18 protein-coding genes are annotated in these 16,934 nt (G+C 47.7%); 4 read left to right on the plus strand and 14 right to left on the minus strand.

Annotated features, from left to right (window positions below):
• Positions 1 to 2,187 carry a type IV secretory system conjugative DNA transfer family protein gene (locus tag HMPREF9009_RS11630; protein WP_004294440.1) on the plus strand — a complete coding sequence of 729 codons (2,187 nt, stop codon included), beginning with the start codon at positions 1 to 3 and terminating at the stop codon, positions 2,185 to 2,187.
• Positions 2,188 to 2,372: 185 nt separating this feature from the next.
• Here the strand turns inward: HMPREF9009_RS11630 and HMPREF9009_RS11635 are convergent, their stop codons facing one another.
• The 6 genes from HMPREF9009_RS11635 to HMPREF9009_RS11660 form a co-directional block, all read right to left on the minus strand.
• Complete coding sequence (locus HMPREF9009_RS11635; RefSeq protein ID WP_004294439.1) at positions 2,373 to 4,025, minus strand: ATP-binding protein; 1,653 nt, start codon at positions 4,023 to 4,025, stop codon at positions 2,373 to 2,375.
• A gap of 273 nt (positions 4,026 to 4,298) precedes the next feature.
• Positions 4,299 to 4,511: a hypothetical protein gene (locus tag HMPREF9009_RS11640; RefSeq protein WP_004294438.1), complete on the minus strand. Its 213-nt coding sequence runs from the start codon at positions 4,509 to 4,511 to the stop codon at positions 4,299 to 4,301.
• Positions 4,512 to 4,752: 241 nt separating this feature from the next.
• On the minus strand, positions 4,753 to 5,130 hold the full coding sequence (locus tag HMPREF9009_RS11645) for a hypothetical protein (protein WP_004294437.1): 378 nt from the start codon (positions 5,128 to 5,130) through the stop codon (positions 4,753 to 4,755).
• Between the two features lie 34 nt (positions 5,131 to 5,164).
• Positions 5,165 to 5,437 carry a hypothetical protein gene (locus HMPREF9009_RS11650; RefSeq protein ID WP_004294436.1) on the minus strand — a complete coding sequence of 91 codons (273 nt, stop codon included), beginning with the start codon at positions 5,435 to 5,437 and terminating at the stop codon, positions 5,165 to 5,167.
• 10 nt (positions 5,438 to 5,447) lie between these two features.
• Positions 5,448 to 5,750 carry a hypothetical protein gene (locus HMPREF9009_RS11655; RefSeq protein WP_004294435.1) on the minus strand — a complete coding sequence of 101 codons (303 nt, stop codon included), beginning with the start codon at positions 5,748 to 5,750 and terminating at the stop codon, positions 5,448 to 5,450.
• Positions 5,732 to 5,929, minus strand: coding sequence for a hypothetical protein (locus HMPREF9009_RS11660; RefSeq protein ID WP_004294434.1), 198 nt, complete (start codon positions 5,927 to 5,929; stop codon positions 5,732 to 5,734). Before HMPREF9009_RS11660 ends, HMPREF9009_RS11655 begins: the two co-directional genes overlap by 19 nt.
• A gap of 370 nt (positions 5,930 to 6,299) precedes the next feature.
• On the opposite strand from HMPREF9009_RS11660, the gene HMPREF9009_RS11665 reads away from it, so the two are divergent.
• Both HMPREF9009_RS11665 and HMPREF9009_RS11670 read left to right on the plus strand, forming a co-directional pair.
• Positions 6,300 to 6,614, plus strand: coding sequence for a helix-turn-helix domain-containing protein (locus tag HMPREF9009_RS11665; RefSeq protein WP_004294432.1), 315 nt, complete (start codon positions 6,300 to 6,302; stop codon positions 6,612 to 6,614).
• Positions 6,611 to 7,909: a type II toxin-antitoxin system HipA family toxin gene (locus HMPREF9009_RS11670; protein WP_004294431.1), complete on the plus strand. Its 1,299-nt coding sequence runs from the start codon at positions 6,611 to 6,613 to the stop codon at positions 7,907 to 7,909. Before HMPREF9009_RS11665 ends, HMPREF9009_RS11670 begins: the two co-directional genes overlap by 4 nt.
• A gap of 64 nt (positions 7,910 to 7,973) precedes the next feature.
• On the opposite strand, the gene HMPREF9009_RS11675 is transcribed toward HMPREF9009_RS11670, so the two are convergent.
• Positions 7,974 to 8,450, minus strand: coding sequence for a hypothetical protein (locus HMPREF9009_RS11675; RefSeq protein WP_004294430.1), 477 nt, complete (start codon positions 8,448 to 8,450; stop codon positions 7,974 to 7,976).
• A gap of 137 nt (positions 8,451 to 8,587) precedes the next feature.
• Here HMPREF9009_RS11675 and HMPREF9009_RS26155 point away from each other — a divergent pair, with 137 nt between their 5' ends.
• Complete coding sequence (locus HMPREF9009_RS26155; RefSeq protein ID WP_230589170.1) at positions 8,588 to 8,956, plus strand: hypothetical protein; 369 nt, start codon at positions 8,588 to 8,590, stop codon at positions 8,954 to 8,956.
• On the opposite strand, the gene HMPREF9009_RS11685 is transcribed toward HMPREF9009_RS26155, so the two are convergent.
• The 7 genes from HMPREF9009_RS11685 to HMPREF9009_RS11720 form a co-directional block, all read right to left on the minus strand.
• The gene (locus tag HMPREF9009_RS11685; RefSeq protein WP_004294429.1) at positions 8,914 to 9,429 is read right to left on the minus strand and encodes a DUF4313 domain-containing protein; all 516 of its coding nucleotides are present in this window, start codon (positions 9,427 to 9,429) and stop codon (positions 8,914 to 8,916) included. The two genes, HMPREF9009_RS26155 and HMPREF9009_RS11685, sit on opposite strands and share 43 nt — an antisense overlap.
• A gap of 530 nt (positions 9,430 to 9,959) precedes the next feature.
• Entirely contained in the window at positions 9,960 to 11,705 is a 1,746-nt protein-coding gene (locus HMPREF9009_RS11695; protein ID WP_004294427.1) for a ParB/RepB/Spo0J family partition protein, read from the minus strand.
• Between the two features lie 39 nt (positions 11,706 to 11,744).
• Positions 11,745 to 12,008, minus strand: a complete 264-nt coding sequence (locus HMPREF9009_RS11700) for a hypothetical protein (RefSeq protein WP_007219653.1) — start codon at positions 12,006 to 12,008, stop codon at positions 11,745 to 11,747.
• A 462-nt stretch (positions 12,009 to 12,470) separates the two neighbouring features.
• A complete protein-coding gene (locus HMPREF9009_RS11705) occupies positions 12,471 to 12,725 on the minus strand; it encodes a hypothetical protein (protein WP_004294425.1) in 255 nt (84 codons plus the stop codon).
• A gap of 6 nt (positions 12,726 to 12,731) precedes the next feature.
• Positions 12,732 to 13,487 (minus strand): ParA family protein, encoded by a 756-nt coding sequence (locus HMPREF9009_RS11710; protein WP_004294424.1) that lies wholly within the window; start codon positions 13,485 to 13,487, stop codon positions 12,732 to 12,734.
• Positions 13,488 to 13,861: 374 nt separating this feature from the next.
• Positions 13,862 to 15,616: a hypothetical protein gene (locus HMPREF9009_RS11715; protein ID WP_004294423.1), complete on the minus strand. Its 1,755-nt coding sequence runs from the start codon at positions 15,614 to 15,616 to the stop codon at positions 13,862 to 13,864.
• Between the two features lie 6 nt (positions 15,617 to 15,622).
• Complete coding sequence (locus HMPREF9009_RS11720) at positions 15,623 to 16,927, minus strand: hypothetical protein (protein WP_004294422.1); 1,305 nt, start codon at positions 16,925 to 16,927, stop codon at positions 15,623 to 15,625.
• Positions 16,928 to 16,934: the final 7 nt, after the last annotated feature.

A 16,934-nucleotide genomic window follows, 5' to 3' on the forward strand; every position in this document is an offset into this window, starting at 1 on the left:
ATGGAAGAGAGCAAGGAATTACAGGGATTTTACCAGATATTCCGTGCGGTGGTGTATGTTTCCGTCCTCATGGAGTTCTTCGAATATGCCATCGACCCGGCGACCTTGGACCACTGGGACGGCATCCTTTGCAATATTCACGGACGTATTAAGCAATGGATGATATACAACGACGGGAATCTCGTGTACAGCAAGTTAGCCACGATACTGCTTATCTGCATCACCTGTCTCGGAACACGGAATAACAAGCATTTAGAGTGCAATGCACGCACTCAGGTCGTGTACCCGCTTGTAGGCGGTCTGTCGCTGCTCGCCCTGTCGGTATGGCTGTTCAACCACCCGATGGAAATACGACTATACACCCTGCCGCTGAACATCATTTTCTATATGGCGACTTCCCTTGCGGGTGTGATACTGGTACACATTGCACTGGACAACATACCAAAGTTCACCAAGGACGGTCTGATGAAAGACCGTTTCAATTTCGAGAACGAGAGCTTCGAGCAGTGCGAGGAACTGATAGAGACCCCGTACAGCGTGAACATTCCCATGCGGTACTATTACAAAGGCAAATTCCGCAAAGGCTGGACCAATATAACCAACTGTTTCCGTGGAACATGGGTCGTCGGAACACCGGGATCGGGTAAGACATTCAGCATTATCGAGCCGTTTATCCGACAACATTCGGCCAAGGGATTCGCAATGGTGGTCTATGACTACAAGTTCCCGACGCTGGCCACGAAACTTTATTACCACTACAAGAAGAATCAGAAGCTCGGCAAAGTGCCTAAAGGGTGCAAGTTCAACATGATTAACTTCGTGGACGTGGAATACAGTCGCCGAGTAAACCCTATCCAAGCGAAGTACATCAACAACCTCGCCGCGGCGAGCGAAACGGCAGAGACGCTGTTGGAGAGCCTGCAAAAGGGCAAGAAAGAGGGAGGCGGCGGCAGCGACCAATTCTTCCAGACATCGGCTGTGAACTTCCTCGCTGCCTGTATCTATTTTTTCGTGAACTATGAACGCGAACCTTACGATGCCAAAGGGAACAAGTTGTACGCCGAGAAACGGCAAGACCCCGAAACGAAGTTCTGGAAACCGACAGGCGTGGTGCGGGACAAAGAGGGCGGAGAGATCGTGAATCCGGCCTACTGGTTAGGCAAGTATTCGGACATGCCGCACATCCTTTCGTTCCTAAACGAGAGCTACCAGACCATCTTCGAGGTACTGGAAACGGATAACGAGGTAGCACCATTACTCGGCCCGTTCCAGACGGCTTTCAAGAACAAGGCAATGGAGCAGCTGGAGGGTATGATAGGCACGTTACGTGTCTATACCTCGCGCTTGGCGACCAAAGAGAGCTACTGGATATTCCATCGTGACGGGGACGACTTCGACCTGAAAGTGAGCGACCCGAAACATCCGAGCTACCTGTTGATAGCGAATGACCCGGAAATGGAAAGCATTATCGGCGCTTTGAACGCCTTGATATTGAACCGTCTCGTTACCCGCGTAAATACTGGGCAGGGCAAGAACATTCCCGTGAGCATCATCGTCGATGAGCTGCCGACACTGTATTTCCACAAGATAGACCGCCTGATCGGTACGGCACGAAGCAACAAGGTAAGCGTGACGCTCGGCTTCCAAGAGCTGCCGCAGCTTGAAGCGGATTACGGAAAGGTAGGTATGCAAAAAATCATCACGACGGTGGGCAATGTGGTGAGCGGTTCAGCCCGTGCCAAGGAGACACTGGAATGGTTGTCCGGCGACATTTTCGGCAAGGTGGTGCAAATCAAGAAAGGCGTTACGATAGACCGGGACAAAACCTCTTTCAACCTGAACGAGAATATGGACAGTCTCGTGCCCGCTTCGAAAATCTCGGATATGCCGACAGGCTGGATATGCGGACAGACAGCACGAGATTTCATCAAGACGAAAACCGGTATGGGCGGCTCGATGAACGTGCAGGAAGCGGAAGAGTTCAAAACCTCGAAGTTCTTCTGCAAGACGGATTTCGACATGAAGGAAATCAAGAAGGAGGAAGCGGCGTATGTACCGTTACCAAAGTTCTACACGTTCAAGTCGAGGGAGGAACGGGAACGCATTCTTTACCGGAATTTCGTGAATGTGGGAATGGAGGTAAAAGAAATGATAAAGGACGTTCTGAACAAACGAGGGGCTAAATAGGATTCCGATATGAGGGAAAGTAAAAAAAACGCCTGCAATGATTTCGTGTCCATTGCAGGCGTTTCTTGCTCCCTATCTATTGTAGAAAATCCTGTGGTCCAAAACCAGCTTCTTGCGGTCCCTAAAAAAATCATTGATAAACAATGTGTTATAATCTTGCGGCCCAAAATCGGTTTCTTGCGGCCCTACACGAAAGAAGGGAAATCAGGTGTTTTTATATAACGGGTATATTTACCAGCCCCCTCTTTTTGTATAATACCAGCATCTTCCATTTTGGAGATAAATGCCCGAACCTGTTTTTCGGACAATATATCTGCGAATATTTCCTTGAGGGCAGCCCGGTTGATAAAACCATTTTTACGGAAACAATCCGATACCGACTTAAGATGGTTCATATTCAATCCTTTCAGTTTTTCAGCCGCTTCATTCCGGTACTCTTCCGACAAGCGGTAAGCTCCATTTTCGTCTATTACAAGACCTTCTTCAGATAATTTTCTCAAGATATTCCCTTCAAGTCCCTCGTAATCCCTCATTGCGATTTTATACAAAGTCAGCAATTCAAAGACATTCAGTTGTTCAGCAGGTGTCCTTTTGCTCTGCTCGTTCCTGATGAAAACGACAAAATCCTTATCCAGTACGGGAGCCTTGAACGTGAGACTTACCTGATAGGGGTCTGTTCCCGAATAATCCGGCAGTGCCTTTCCCTCCATGATACAGTTGTAGAACATCTTGTCAACCCCTTGGCCGGAACGCTCCACCAATCCTGTCTTCTGCAATATCTCACTCATCAGTTTACTACGCGGAACGCTGTTTACCGTCAAGATGTTATTTATATCCACACCTGAAGGGAAACCACCGGCATTGGTAATGGTTATGCTGTCGGGATATTGCTTGATGACCACATCGCTCTGAATCAACATCGAACGGTGGCAGCAGGCATTCAAGATTGCTTCCCTGATAGCCTCCTTGTTGAATGAAGGTATGTCAAATATATATGGGCCGTCATTGTAATGCAGAAGCGGATTGCTTGCCGGTTGGTTAATGTAATCCCAAACCTTGTCAATGGCTATAAACAGTGGCAGCTGAAATTCCTTGCGTGCGGTGTATTGTATCATCGAGTGATACATCCTGAACTCCACGACAATGTTGTTCTGCGGCAGGTATTTCCGTATGGCTTCGGGCTTTCCGAGCAGGATAAGCGCCGCATAGTTCAACTTTCCGTCTTTCAACAAATCCAAATCCGACAACACCTGTTCGTCGGGGTAAGTCCGGAAAAGTGGATTTTCCTGTTTACGGGCATACTGGCTCTTCATTTCCGCAATGGCTTCCTTATCCAGATCCCCTATGGTAAGCCCCTCGCATATCTTGGCCGAGAAATCCGGTTCCTGTTCCGACAATATCCTGAATATTTCGGCATCGGACATTTCACGCAGGCTTTCTCCGGTACGCATGAGAGGTACGCCCTCAAACCTCAATAGTCTGCCTATCGGCCGGGAGGGTACGGAGAGGACAAGCACACGCTTACCGTCCTCGTAAAGCTCGGTCGCTTCTATCCTTATTCCCAACCTTTCGTAAATTTCATCCGTGAGTTCTCCCACTTTGTCTTGGGCAAAATCCGAGCCGACAACCGTATGAGGCATTTTATCCGCCATACCCAATACCAGCCGCCCGCCTTTTTCATTCGCCAAAGCGACAATATACCCCAACACACACCGCCGCCTTTCTTTCGGATCAACATGCTTTCCACCTGCAAACGGGTAATTCCGCTTTGCTTCCTTAAATTCTATATGGTCTTCGCTTTCGCGTAGTTGTTTCAAATCCTCAATCATCATTTCCATAAATGTAATTTCGGTATAAAATAGAGTGCAAAGGTATAAAAAATGTGGGAGATACAGGGTATTTACAGCTATTTCTCTTAAATACAAATTAAGTACACATCAATAAAAATCGATATGTACTTAATTCATATAAAACTGTTTGCAGGTTCACATCATAAAAGTACAGTACCTCTATCCCAGTGTGAAGTTTGTTTTACGAACGACCGAAATCGCTTACGAACGACAAATTTTGTGTCACATAAAATAGAAGATCACGAAAATAAGGGACTGTTGTCAACCGGCATAAGCTCCGCTGGGCAAATGTTCATTTAGTGCATTTACAATATCTTCTCTTGCCGAATTAGAATCGACGGACATCGTTAATCCTCCTGATTGATTCGGTGATAAACTAAGATTAGTACAGCCATAGTCTCTTTGAATATAGCCATATGCTATTCTCACAGCCTTTTTATCTGTCGTTCCATTGATATTAATTTCATGTGTCATAATGTAAATATGATTAATTTCCTACTCTTTGAAGGGCTTTTCGGATTCCGCCCGTTATTATTTTGTGAACCTGCACCGCAAATATAAGGGGAACAGGCAGCCACAGACAATCCGTTTTACGAACGACCGAAATCATTTACGAACGGCAGATTTTTATCCATTTCCATCGTATCATGCACAGAAAAGCCGTACCCTGTTCGTTTTCCGACAAGGCACGGCTTTCATCCCCCAAAAAGAGGAATCAGACAGTGACAACAGTTACATATAAATTCTGTCGCTCCTGTTCGCAGAATTTATCGTACTCGGCTTTGTCCGTACCGCTTTCGATAGCCCGGTCGATGACACCGCCCAGTTCGTCGAAACAAACCTCGCTGTTCACACATTCCACGTCCATTCCCTTCACAAGATAAACCTCGTAATAATCCGAGCCATTGAGCACGACGATGACATATCCCGCGTGCAGTCGTCCATTTACCTTGATGCGGAGTGCCGGCAACTCCCTGTACAGGGTGGCGGCAAATTCTTCGATACTCCACGACATGAGGACGGTCATGGGGGTTAATGTTACTAACTGTTCCTTAATGATCTGTGCAACCTGCATTACATATTCTTTTTCCATAACTCTAAGTTTATAAATTATCGTTCCAAGATTTTTACTCGAACCAGTCGGGGTTACTCTCTTTGAGTTCGGCAATCAGTTCGTTTTCGGGAAGCTGAATGCTTTTCTCGTCGGTGAAGTAGAAAACCTCGTCGTAGATACTTTCAGCTTCTTTGCTGGCGAAACCTTCGTTTTCGTCATCGAAACTGCAGGGCTGCAGGGCATCCAGCAGGGTGGTCGGGGCAATCAGCAATTCTTCGCCATCGTTGGCTTCCACAATACGGCATACATAGCTCTTGCCGCCAAATTGAATTTCATTTGTTCTCATATTATCCTCCTTATCTTAATGGTATATTACGTCCGTGTTCATTGAGGTATTCCATGATGCGCTTCGCTTCCTCGTGCGAGGCTTGGTTCCGTTCGTCATAACGCCGGTTGTCGTCCGCCATGACCTTGATACACGCCTTAATCAGGCGGTAGAGGCTTTGCTGAAGCGTGGGGTGCATGTCGGGGATTGCCGCTGCGAACCATTCGGGGTTGAAACTGAAACTGTTTACCGCCATTTCCCAATCTTTGGCGAGGCGGTACTCTTTGCTTTCTTTAATGTCCATATTCTTGAATTTTAATAGTTCTCGTTGCATATTCTGTCAAGTTCCCTAATTATGGGTGTCACCTCTTTTCCTGTAAGACTTTCTATGTCATACAGCAAATGCTCCAAGCGGTCATACGCCTTTTCTCCCGCTTTTGTAAATTCTCCGGTGCTGTCGAATGCGTTACCTTCACACCCCAGTTCTTGCAATAATTCTTCTAATGTCTTCATTTGTTGAATTTTTAACGTTTGTTTTTCTTTCCCTCTGCTCGGCTTCCTTGTTACCGGAGCCGCTTCGGGTTTTATGGTGCTTTCCGGGGCTGGCGAAAAAGCCCTTTCCGACGTTTTTTCTTGCCAATTACGCTTCGCAGAAGGAAGAATTTGCAAGAAATGCAATTCAAAACGACGGAATCAGGCGCGACAGCCCATATTTGCACCGATAAAAACCGATGCGGTGACGGACAGGAAAGCCAGACGGAAGAGAATACGGAAACCTGAAAGCAATAGAAAAGGACGACTGGAAGCTAAAAAAGAGAAATTATATATCTATATATGGATAATTGTTCGTATATTTGTATATAAATAGTGATATATTGATATTATGGAAGCAACGAACTATACCACAAACAGTGATATGCTGACACTTCTGGCGTCGCGGGTCAAGGAGTACCGTCTGGCAGCCCGCATGAGCCAAAAGGAACTGGCCGAACAGTCGGGCGTGAGCCAGACGACAATCAGCCATTTTGAACAAGGGGTCAGCCGTAACCTGACCTTGGCCAATTTCATCTCCCTGCTGCGTGCGCTCGGTCAGGAAGAGCGGCTCGCAGAGATTCTGCCGGAACTTCCCATGCCGCCGATGGCGCTTCGGGAAATCGAGAAACTGATACCTAAACGAGTAAGGAGGGGTAAGAAATGATAGAAAGTCTCGATGTAATCCTATGGGATAAAAAGGTCGGCACGCTTGTCGCCAATCGGGAAGGACACCGCAGCAAAGCCTGTTTCTACTTCGACAGCGATTATGTCCGCGACGGCTATGACATCGCCCCGCTCCGTGCGCCGGTAAAAGGGGTTGCCGCACAGCGCGGCCTGCCGGTCTATCCCGATGAAGAGCGGCTTTTCGGCGGCCTGCCGTCGTTCATAGCCGATTCACTGCCCGACCATTGGGGAAACACCGTATTCAACGAATGGGCCAAAGTGCATCATATCCGTATGAGGGACTTGTCCGCCCTCGACCGTCTTGCCTATATCGGACGGCGTGGCATGGGGGCATTGGAATTCGTCCCGCCCACTGCCGAGGAACTGGAGACACCGTTCAAGGTCAAAATCGCCGACCTCTACCAACTGGCCCGGCAGGCTTTCGAAGAAGCCGGACGGTTCAACGTCCCGGTATCGGGCAACCTGATGGTCGAAAGCCTGTTCAAGGTGGGCACGTCCGCAGGAGGGCGACGACCCAAGGCGGTGGTCAACGTCAATTTCGAGGAGGGACAATGTTACTCCGGACAGGTGGCGACCCCTTATCCGGGCTACACGCCGATGATCGTCAAGTTCGACGAACACCAGAAGATGCCGACGACACGGATAGAATACAGCTATTACCTGATGGCCGTGGATGCCGGGCTTCAGATGATGCCAAGCCGCCTGCTGGAAGGCGAGCAGACAGCGCACTTCCTGACCGAGCGTTTCGACCGCCGGAACGGCAAGAAGGTGCATATCCAGACATTGGCTGCCATGAACCCCTCGGCGGATTCTTACGAAGCACTGTTCGAGGTAGCTTGCCGTATCGGCGTGCCGCCGGGGGAACTCCGGCAACTGTTCCGCTCGATGGTGCTGAACGTGCTGGGCGGGAACGTCGATGACCATAACAAGAATTTCAGCTTCCTGATGGGCAATGACGGGGGTTGGCACGTTGCTCCAGCCTACGACTACACGTTCTCGGTCGATCCGGACGCGCCGTATTATGTAAACCGCCACAGCATGACGGTCAACAACAAAACGGAGGGCATTGCAGCAGAGGATTTGATGGAAGTAGCCCGCCGGTACGGTATAAAGGCCGCAGAGCCGTTCATAGAAAAGGCCATAGGTATCGTCTCGCGTTACCCGGAATACGGCCGGGAGGCCGGTGTCGGAGAGGAATGGATAAAGACGATAGAAAAGGAAATCACCGCACGAGTGGAATGCGTGAGCGACAACCGGACGGGCCGATTAAAATAGAACATGAGATTTCATGCAGGGAAAATGAACCCACCCGCTTTTGTGGCAGGTGGGTTTGTCATTGTCATTCCGCCCCTTTCTTGCTTAGGAGGGTCAACTGGTCGGGACGGTCGGGAAACCAATAGGCGTCGCTGTCAAGATACACGCATCTGCCACCGTTCCAAGGCTTCCTGAAAGCCAACACCTCTTTGGGGCCGAATACTACTCCATAATCGTTTGTAAATGCTACCATGTCGCCTACGGCCAAATCGTCCTCCGTTTCCATGACTTCGGAAAGGCGATTGTAAAACTCCATGCCTTCGGCTTCACGTTCCGCTTTCCAGCGCAAAAAATCCTCTTTGTGACTTCTGCCCGTGCTTATCGGCAATAATTCCGAAGGCAAAACCTCCGCTTCCGAAGTACCGGATGAAATCAGAATAATGCTGTCGTCTTCCATGTTTTCCGGTGCAGAAATCACTCGGTAAGCCCCGTCGGACAAACCGTTGTCCGGGTCATGCCAGTAAAGCAGATTCCCGGTCTTGATAAAATCGTATTTTCCCATTGTCTTGTAAGTTATTGATTATTTATTTCCCTTTTTTCGATCCCTTTCCTTCGGAACCGCTTCGGGGTTTTACTGATGCAGTACACGGTCATCGGTACAGCTTCATACGACGGCTCTTCTTGCCAATTACGCTTCGCTTGGGAAGGAAGAATTTGCAAGAAGTGCACTTCAAGCCGGCGAATCAAGCGCGATGTTCGACTTTCGCATCGGATAAAACCCGTGCGGTGAGGGACGGGAAAGCCGGACGGGAGAAACAGGCGGCTCGTGCCGCTATAAAAGGGAAAGAATGCAGTTATAAGAGGAAACGGGTGGTGGGGGGGGGTATTTGGGAGGCTGACTATAAAAGGACGAAAACGGGCGATAAAGACAAAGGAGATAGCGCACCGACTGTGTTATCGGTACGCCATTTTGTACATTCAAATTTCGGAACCCGATGCTTTTCTATTCGTGGAACAATCCTTTTTCAAAAACATTCTTCTCCGAATGGCTCGATGTTCGCTTTTTGAAAAATTTGCGGGTTATGCTGATAAAGAAGCGGCAGGTTCAACATAGCCATAGGGTATTCCACGAAGCCGCTCCTGCGCTTATACTCGGAATCGGTTGCCAGTCCGTTTTTCACCAAGAACTCCATTGCTTCGGGGTAATGATTGACGTCGATAAATGTACGGTCCGGCAGACCGAGTGCGTCCATTTCCTCCAAATTAACGGAAAGCACGATATATTCGTCTTCATCTTCCACCATTACCAAGGTGAGAGCTAACCAACCATTGCGGTAAAACTCTGGTACGAGGTAATACTGTTCGCCTCTGAACTCGTATTCTTTCTGCCTGAAAGAACTGTCCGGCTCTACGATTTCAAATTCATCTTCGCCTGTGGCAAAGGCTATCATAGGGTTACTGGCATCTACATACGCTTCACCTGCTTTGTAACACAAATACTCTTTGTTTTCCGAACGAACGATTGTAAATTGAATTTCCATAAACTTTTTTCGCTATTAATTGATTAAACATCGTTTTTATTTTTTCCCTTCTTTCGGAAGCCTTCAGGCTTCTCCCGTCGGGATTTGATTTTTACGTGCATCAAAGATTGCCTTTCAGGGAGAAACAGGCAAGGAATTTGGACAGAATTTTATAGTTGCGGTATTGAGCGTCCGCGAAATATGGACGATTGAAAATCGGGAAAGCTGCTGAAAAATTGTGTTCAAATAGCGTAGCGGTACTTGAATGTTCCTCCAAGGCAATACCTTTGCACCGGAAAAAGCATGTCCCGACGGGCAGAGCCGTCGGCGAAGGGATTTCCATACAAAAGGAAAACGAAGGGGTAAAAAGGGAGATCTGCCGGTGGCAGGTGCTAAAAAAGACAGCCGGGCTGCACTGCATGGCACAGCCCGGCTTCGGGCATTGCCGTACCGATGTCACGTATGCAGTCCTCACAGTTATCGTTACCTCCTTTTGTAGGTAATATGCAAATCAGCAGAACGGATTTCTCCGCCCTGCTTCTGAATTATGGTCAAGCTGCCGTTTCTTCAGGCTGTGGCAGTGCTTCGGGTTGCGCTTCTGCCGTGACTTGTGTTTCTTCGGTCTCGGCGGCTTCTGTCTGCTTCTCCTGCTGTTCCTTTACCAACAGCACGGCTTTGCGTTCCTCGATACGTTTATGGCGTTTCTCATACACCTCATTGTATTCACTTTCAATTCCGGCGAGCGTGTCGGGCATGTGCTTACGGGCAAAATCGAGCAAGAGGGTGGCGGCAGCGTTACTACCGTATGCGCCTTTGAAGCTCTCTATCAAGAAATCCCTACGGATAACGGCTTTCTGCTTGGCTGTGAGGTTGGCGATGATGTCCATCTTTTCTTCGTCCGTAAGATGTTGATAGACTTCTTTCTCTTCGATACCGAATATCTCGAAGTGTTCCTTGCGGAGAGACGACAGCAGGAAGAAATATATCATCTTTTCTTCGTCCTGCGTGAATTTGCTTTCGGACATATCGACATCCAAAATCTGTTTCTTGGTATCTTCTACCGTTTTCTCACGGGCTATTTCCTTGTTACGCTCGTCCTGCTTCTCCAGTTTCTCCATCGGGGAGAGCGTTTTTTCGGTTGCTTCGTTTGCATTGACGGTGGCACTTGCCTTATAGCGCAGTGTAATTTCTTTCTGCCCGATGCAGATATAAAACGTAAGTTCGCCCGTGTCGATTCGTTCATGGATTGACCTGCATTTTTCCATATAGTTGCTGAAATCCTGCTCGTACTCCTTGTATGCCTGTTCGTATTCCTCGATAGTGTCGTATTCTTCCTTTTCGGGAGCTACGGGCGTTTCGGGGTATGCCGTGGCATAGGTATTTAAATGCTCAACCTCGTACCCCATAGCGGTAAGGCGTTCCACTGCAACCACATTATTGTTGAAATCTTGGTAGCCCAACGATACGGAGGGGTATTGTTCCACAAACTGCAAGGCTTTCTCCACGAGATAGGAGGCGTTCATTTCGGCCAGACAACTCCGGTTGGCGCAATTTCCGCAACCACCCTCGCAGAACAACATCATGTTGTTGGTATTGTGGGGGCATGAGGCGCACAGGGTCTTATCGAATGCGTAACGGCTAAGGTCTGTCGTGAAATCCTGTTCGATAAACTTTGCTACCTCGGCGGCTTTCAGTCCTCGCCAACTGTTGTAAGAATCGGCTTTCAAATGCTTGTCGTACACCTCTTTCTGAATATCCGTACCGTACCGGCAAATTTCGCTCGCCACGCTGATTGTGATTTCGTCCTTTTCCAGAAGTTCGGCTATTTCGGGTATCAGTGAGACGAATTTCAAACGGGTACGGATATAGTTCTCGTTCTTGCCGAACTGCACGGCCAACGACTGCACATCATAGCGACCACTCTCTATAAGTTTTTGGTAAGCGTTGGCTTCTTCTATGGGGGTAACGTCCTTGCGTTGCAGGTTCTCCGTTACGGCCATTTCGGCGGCGGTCTCGTCCGAAACGTTCAGCAAGATAGCCGAAATTTCTTCCAATCCTGCCAAAAGGGAAGCACGATACCTGCGTTCTCCGAAAACAATCTCAAACTTTCCGCTTTCATCAATGGGGCGCACTCCGATAGGTTGCAATACTCCCTGCTGACGAATGCTCTCGGCCAGTTCGGCAAGGCTCACCTCGTCAAAGTACTTGCGTGGGTTATAACTGCTCGGCTGAATGTTTGCCAGTGCTACCGATACGATGTTTTTCTCTGCTACAGATTGAATGTTTGCTGTTTCCATAATTCATAAATTTTAAATTGTTATTAATTGATTGTTTGATTAATTAATGCCGTTTTTATCGGTGTCATACTCGTACATCTGCGGATTGTCGTACCCCTCGAACGATAGCCGGAACGTGTCGAAGTCTTTCCTGCTTGCCAGTCTGACGGTATCGTTTTTCCCGATGAAATAGGGTTCGAGCATTGTCCGAGACGGTGCGCCAAGCGTTACCCTGTCTGCCAACGTGCAAACTTTGTCGGGTTGTTCGGGCATGATATAACCCAGTGCGTACTCGTTGTAAACTACCAATTTGATTTTATCCATATCGCTGTCAATTTTAAGTTGTTTTTTTCTTTCCCTCTTTTCGGTTCCTTTCTCTGCCTGAACCGCTTGAGGTTTTACGGATGCGGTACACGGCTGTCGGTACAGCTTCATACGACGGCTTTTCCTGCCAATTACTCTTTCGCAGAAAGGAAGAATTTGCAGGAAATGCACTTCAAGCCGCCGTATCAAGCGCGACAGCAGACCTTTGCATCTGATAAAACACAACGGTGACGGCAGAGAATGAGACCGGGAAAGCGGTAAAGGAATCGGTAGAAAAGGAATATGCCTGTTAGGGTTAGAAAGGGAATAAAACGGGCAGCATGCCTGCGCTTGCAGGCAGGTAAAAAAGAATAGGCGGTAAGACTATAAAGGAGGAATGCGCCCTATGGAAACAGCGGGCGGGTAGAAAAGGACGCATGGCTGCCGTCTCCTTGGTGGGGAGACGCTGCAGCCATGATCTTTTTACTGTTCGTTCTTTTCCAGGTACTCTTTCATCGCCTCGTTCACGATGTCTTTCAGCGACATGTTCTTCTTGATGGCGAGGAATTTCATGCGGTTATGGATGCTCTTGTTGATGATAAAGTTGCAATGGACCGCCGTTTCTTTTTCCGTGGGGGCTGCTACCGGCTGCTTCCCGCCGGTAGATTTTTTCGTGGGCGACAGCAACCCGTCCAGTCCGCCCTTCATGCTGTCTTTCAGTAAATCGCTCTTGCTCATATCGGGTTATTTTAATTTCAGTACCTCTTGTGCCAGAGCCATGTAGTCCTTAGCTCCGTTGCTGTTCTTGCTATACTCGAAGATGTTCTTGCCCTTTATAGGCGCTTCGGCCAAAGATACATTGTCCCGTATAACGGTCTTGAACACCTTGTCGCAGAATGAATCCTTGACGAGTTCGGCCACGCTCTTGTTCAGCGTCTTACGTTTGTCAAACTGCGTAATGACGATACCGCCAATGGCGAGTTTCGGGTTCAAGCGTTCCTGGACGGTGGTAATCACGTTCATGATCTTGGCCATGCCGCGCATAGCGAGGAACTGTGCCTGTACCGGGATAATCAGGTAGTCTGCCGCAGTAAGGGCGTTCAGTGTCAGCAATCCCAGCGAGGGCGGACAGTCGATAAGGATATAATCGAATTTCCGGTGATCGAGCGATTTGGCTATCAGCCCGCTCAATATCAGTTCCCGTCCCGGCTCGTTGATGAGTTCGGCCTCGGCAGCCGAGAGATCGAGACAAGACGGTACGACGGTAACACCTCCTGCCGTTTCAACTAACGGCAAGGGGTATTTGCCTTTCATCGCCCCGTACACGGTCTGTTCCTCCTCAATGGAGAGGCCGAAGGATTCCGTGAGATTTGCCTGACCATCCATGTCGATAGCCAGCACGCGCTTTTTCTTTTGCTGCAAGGCCGCAGCCAGATTGATGGTGGTGGTCGTCTTTCCGACCCCGCCTTTATGGTTTAGAACCGCAATTATTTTTGTCATAACATATTGCCTTTAAATTCAATACAAAGATAATACTATTTTTAGTAATTACTAAATTTAGTATATACTAATTTACTACAATATATCATTTTAGTATATTAGTATTATAGTATTTACTATTATACTAAATATAGTATATGCTATACAGTAAGGCAGATTTGCTCTGTACTACAGTACTTTTTAAATGCAAGAATTAAGTGTATTCTTCAGAAAAAATCCTTCGAGTACACTTTACAGATGAGTACAAAAAAACAAGAGAATCCATAGCAATTATTGTAGCAATAGATTCTCTTGTCTAATAAGGCTTGGTTTATTTATCAGCAAATTTCAAATGAGAAAGGGTCAGAAAGTAAATCAATAGATATTTTACAAATTTACCAATACTCGATGGTTCGTTTCTCTGTATATTCTTCTGGAGCAGTATATTCATCGCCGACATAGTTCCCATTGTCATCATACTTATCGTATTCGGTGGTGTAGCTTACCTTCCGCTCTATCCAATTCTTGTGCTTGTCGAACTTGGTATAGGTATAGCGATAAGTGGTGTTACCTTCTTCCGGGTGCTCCTGTATCATCGTGGCCGGGTATTTGCTGTCACCTTCATAGCTGTATTTCCAAGTGACGTATGCCATGTGCGAAGTAAACTGATGACTGATGATACGATTGCGCTTATCAAACATATAGGTCTGGTCAAGTTCCGTGTTGGTATCAGCATCTGGACAAATATCCGTCCGCATACCATCTTTTGATTCGATGTTCACCACATAATCTCCCCATCCCTCCACTTTATAGGAAGTAGCTGTGGCATATTGATAGGCCGCTTCGTCTCCGAACTTGTTCTGCATGGCAATCAGATTGCCCGCCTGGTCAAATTTGAGTGATTCCTCATTGCCGTTTACCGACTTGACTTTACCGGACAACCCATAAATATCCGTTCCTTTGTAGCGTAAACTACCCATTAGGGCAGGTTGACCGTTTTCTTTTGCAGCTTTCATGGAAGCAATCGTTTCATCGTCCCAGTAATCAATGCTGCGGACAACTGTCAGGCTGGGAGCCTCACCCGCTTTGACAGCAGAAGAACGATCCCGATTCGATGTAAATCCGTCTCTGAAAGCCTTATAGTAGGTACGCAATGCAGGTATCTCATCGATGTTAGCCGGGAATGTAACGGTAGCTTGTGTCCAGTTTCCTTTTTCATCATATACATAATCGTAGGAGACGGTAAACGTCATGTCATCCACCCGCCAGTTGTTGCCTTTACTTTTATATACACCTCCGCTATACGTCCAAGTAGCCAAGTCTCCGTGTGAGTTATACGCAAAGCTGCTGGTACAAGTCAGTGTTTCGTTCCCCCCGTCAAATTCAACGGGAATCTTCTCTACGGCTTGTGTGCACAGATGGCCTGTATAGACATAGGTTGTCACCGATTGTCCTGTCTTGTAACTGTCGATGTCTTTCAAGAACATGTTCGTGGTCTTCGGTGTTTCAAAAGACTTCAAGTGAGCGAGCGAGTCAAACTGCATCTCATGAAGCGTCACGCCCGATTCATTGACCGTGCCATTCTTTTTTTCGGGCAGGATGGATTGCAATACCCCATTACCGTGATAGGCATACAGAAAAGTGGTTGTGTCATAATGTCCCCGCCCGTTCTTGTCGCGACGTATCAACCGACCTGCACTGTCGTATGTGAAGCCGTCATCTTTTTTCCGGCGTTTGTAACGTCCGTCATCTACCGATTTGATTTGGGTCAGATTGGAATTGCCGTTATATTCATACGAAATGACATCAAATCCGGTTGCACCCACATTGAAAGAAGTGCGCCGCTGTTCGGACAAACGGCCGTTAGGCAAGAACTCGTATTGCGAGGTGCTTGTCACACCCCATTGTGCATTGTGGTATTCGTAGGTGACCAGCTTCGGATAGTTGCGCAATCCCATCTTTGCCCAATCCGTAGGATAGTTTACGAAATAAGGCATCAGATGTTCCGCATTCATATCCACTCTTACCGGATCAAAATACACCTGAAGCGGTGTATAAGGCTGGTTGCTTTCTTCACTGCCACAGCTTGCTGCTCCTATCGACAGCAAGCAAGAAAGACCGACAGCTTGTATGGTCTGTAATGCTTTCATGTTCCGTTATTTTTGATTTGTTGGATGATTTTCCTTGCAGGGGACCTGCTTGGTGACAGGATGATAAGAGATATTCCAGACGGGATAAGCTCCGACCTTATCTACACAGCACGAATACAGATAACAGTTCCCGTGTATCGAACTTTCCGAACCCAGCAATCCGGAGATGTATTTGCATCCTTTTCCCGACACAATGATTTTGCCTTCATTCACCACCTGATGGAAAGAGGAACCTCCGAAACTGCCGATTACTCCTCCGATGGCGGAAAATTCAGCCAGCAGGTCATGCTTGATTTCGATGTTGCCTGCATTGTACAGATCCAACGGATAGATTCGTTCGTAGTTGTGAGGTGTCAGTTCGCCACATACCCCTCCGATATTAAATGTAGCAGATGTATTCTGTGTGTCCAAGCGGATGTTTCCCCAATTATGGAGATGCTCTATATCAGTTTCATTGGTTTTGAAAAGTCCGACAACACCACCGATGTAGCTATGATCAGGTTGGGCATCGGCCTTCCACTGCACGGTCAAATCGCCTTTATTCTCGACGCAGACATTCTCTTTGATAAAGATTTTACCATAATTGGTGGCCCTCCCGATGACTCCACCTATGTAGGCATCACTGCACGGATTAACGGTGAGGTTGCCCTCATTGATTACCTTGCCACGCAAAGCCACTTCCACTTCGGAGCCGTAGCTATCCAGGTCTCCGACAAGTCCACCCAGACAGAGTGTACAGATACCCTTATTGTCAGCGAATGAGATATCCACCTTGCTGGTACAATTCTTGATACACCCATTCTTGAACTTTCCCGCCAGAGAACCGGCAAGCAGGCTATAACCGTCTTCTCTCTTTTGAGCGTCGATGGTCATGTCACCTGCCAATGTCAGATCCTTGACCACAGCTTCTTTTTCACCACCCATTTCTTCAAACAGACCGACATCAAATACTCCTTTGGAACTCTCTTCAATGACCACCCGTATTCCGTCGAAGGTAATGGTATGTCCGTTGCCGTCGAACTCCCTAACCGGGAATTTAATCGGTGTCCATTCACCGCTGATTTCGATGTCCTTCACCAGTTTAATCCGCACTTCATCTGCTGGAATCTCCCTGCCTGCATCGGTGAGCAGCGTTTGTGCTTCCATGTTTTTATCCTTGATTTCGAACGTTTCGTTCAGGAAACGCAGTTCACTCTCTTTTCCGATTTCAAATACCTGTTCCGCCTCGTTGAAATGCAAGGCGGTGACTTTCTCTTCACACGATGTCAGCCAAAAAGGCAGGCAAGCGACAAGGTAAACCATTCTTTTCATGATGCTG

The organism is Bacteroides sp. 3_1_13, from assembly GCF_001185845.1.
Taxonomy (GTDB): Bacteria; Bacteroidota; Bacteroidia; order Bacteroidales; family Bacteroidaceae; genus Bacteroides; species Bacteroides xylanisolvens.

Coding starts and splice junctions, on each gene's coding strand:
- HMPREF9009_RS11630 (WP_004294440.1), top strand. CDS start 1: ATGGAAGAGAGCAAGGAATTACAGGGATTTTACCAGATATTCCGTGCG.
- HMPREF9009_RS11635 (WP_004294439.1), bottom strand. CDS start 4,025: ATGGAAATGATGATTGAGGATTTGAAACAACTACGCGAAAGCGAAGAC.
- HMPREF9009_RS11640 (WP_004294438.1), bottom strand. CDS start 4,511: ATGACACATGAAATTAATATCAATGGAACGACAGATAAAAAGGCTGTG.
- HMPREF9009_RS11645 (WP_004294437.1), bottom strand. CDS start 5,130: ATGGAAAAAGAATATGTAATGCAGGTTGCACAGATCATTAAGGAACAG.
- HMPREF9009_RS11650 (WP_004294436.1), bottom strand. CDS start 5,437: ATGAGAACAAATGAAATTCAATTTGGCGGCAAGAGCTATGTATGCCGT.
- HMPREF9009_RS11655 (WP_004294435.1), bottom strand. CDS start 5,750: ATGCAACGAGAACTATTAAAATTCAAGAATATGGACATTAAAGAAAGC.
- HMPREF9009_RS11660 (WP_004294434.1), bottom strand. CDS start 5,929: ATGAAGACATTAGAAGAATTATTGCAAGAACTGGGGTGTGAAGGTAAC.
- HMPREF9009_RS11665 (WP_004294432.1), top strand. CDS start 6,300: ATGGAAGCAACGAACTATACCACAAACAGTGATATGCTGACACTTCTG.
- HMPREF9009_RS11670 (WP_004294431.1), top strand. CDS start 6,611: ATGATAGAAAGTCTCGATGTAATCCTATGGGATAAAAAGGTCGGCACG.
- HMPREF9009_RS11675 (WP_004294430.1), bottom strand. CDS start 8,450: ATGGGAAAATACGATTTTATCAAGACCGGGAATCTGCTTTACTGGCAT.
- HMPREF9009_RS11685 (WP_004294429.1), bottom strand. CDS start 9,429: ATGGAAATTCAATTTACAATCGTTCGTTCGGAAAACAAAGAGTATTTG.
- HMPREF9009_RS11695 (WP_004294427.1), bottom strand. CDS start 11,705: ATGGAAACAGCAAACATTCAATCTGTAGCAGAGAAAAACATCGTATCG.
- HMPREF9009_RS11700 (WP_007219653.1), bottom strand. CDS start 12,008: ATGGATAAAATCAAATTGGTAGTTTACAACGAGTACGCACTGGGTTAT.
- HMPREF9009_RS11705 (WP_004294425.1), bottom strand. CDS start 12,725: ATGAGCAAGAGCGATTTACTGAAAGACAGCATGAAGGGCGGACTGGAC.
- HMPREF9009_RS11710 (WP_004294424.1), bottom strand. CDS start 13,487: ATGACAAAAATAATTGCGGTTCTAAACCATAAAGGCGGGGTCGGAAAG.
- HMPREF9009_RS11715 (WP_004294423.1), bottom strand. CDS start 15,616: ATGAAAGCATTACAGACCATACAAGCTGTCGGTCTTTCTTGCTTGCTG.
- HMPREF9009_RS11720 (WP_004294422.1), bottom strand. CDS start 16,927: ATGAAAAGAATGGTTTACCTTGTCGCTTGCCTGCCTTTTTGGCTGACA.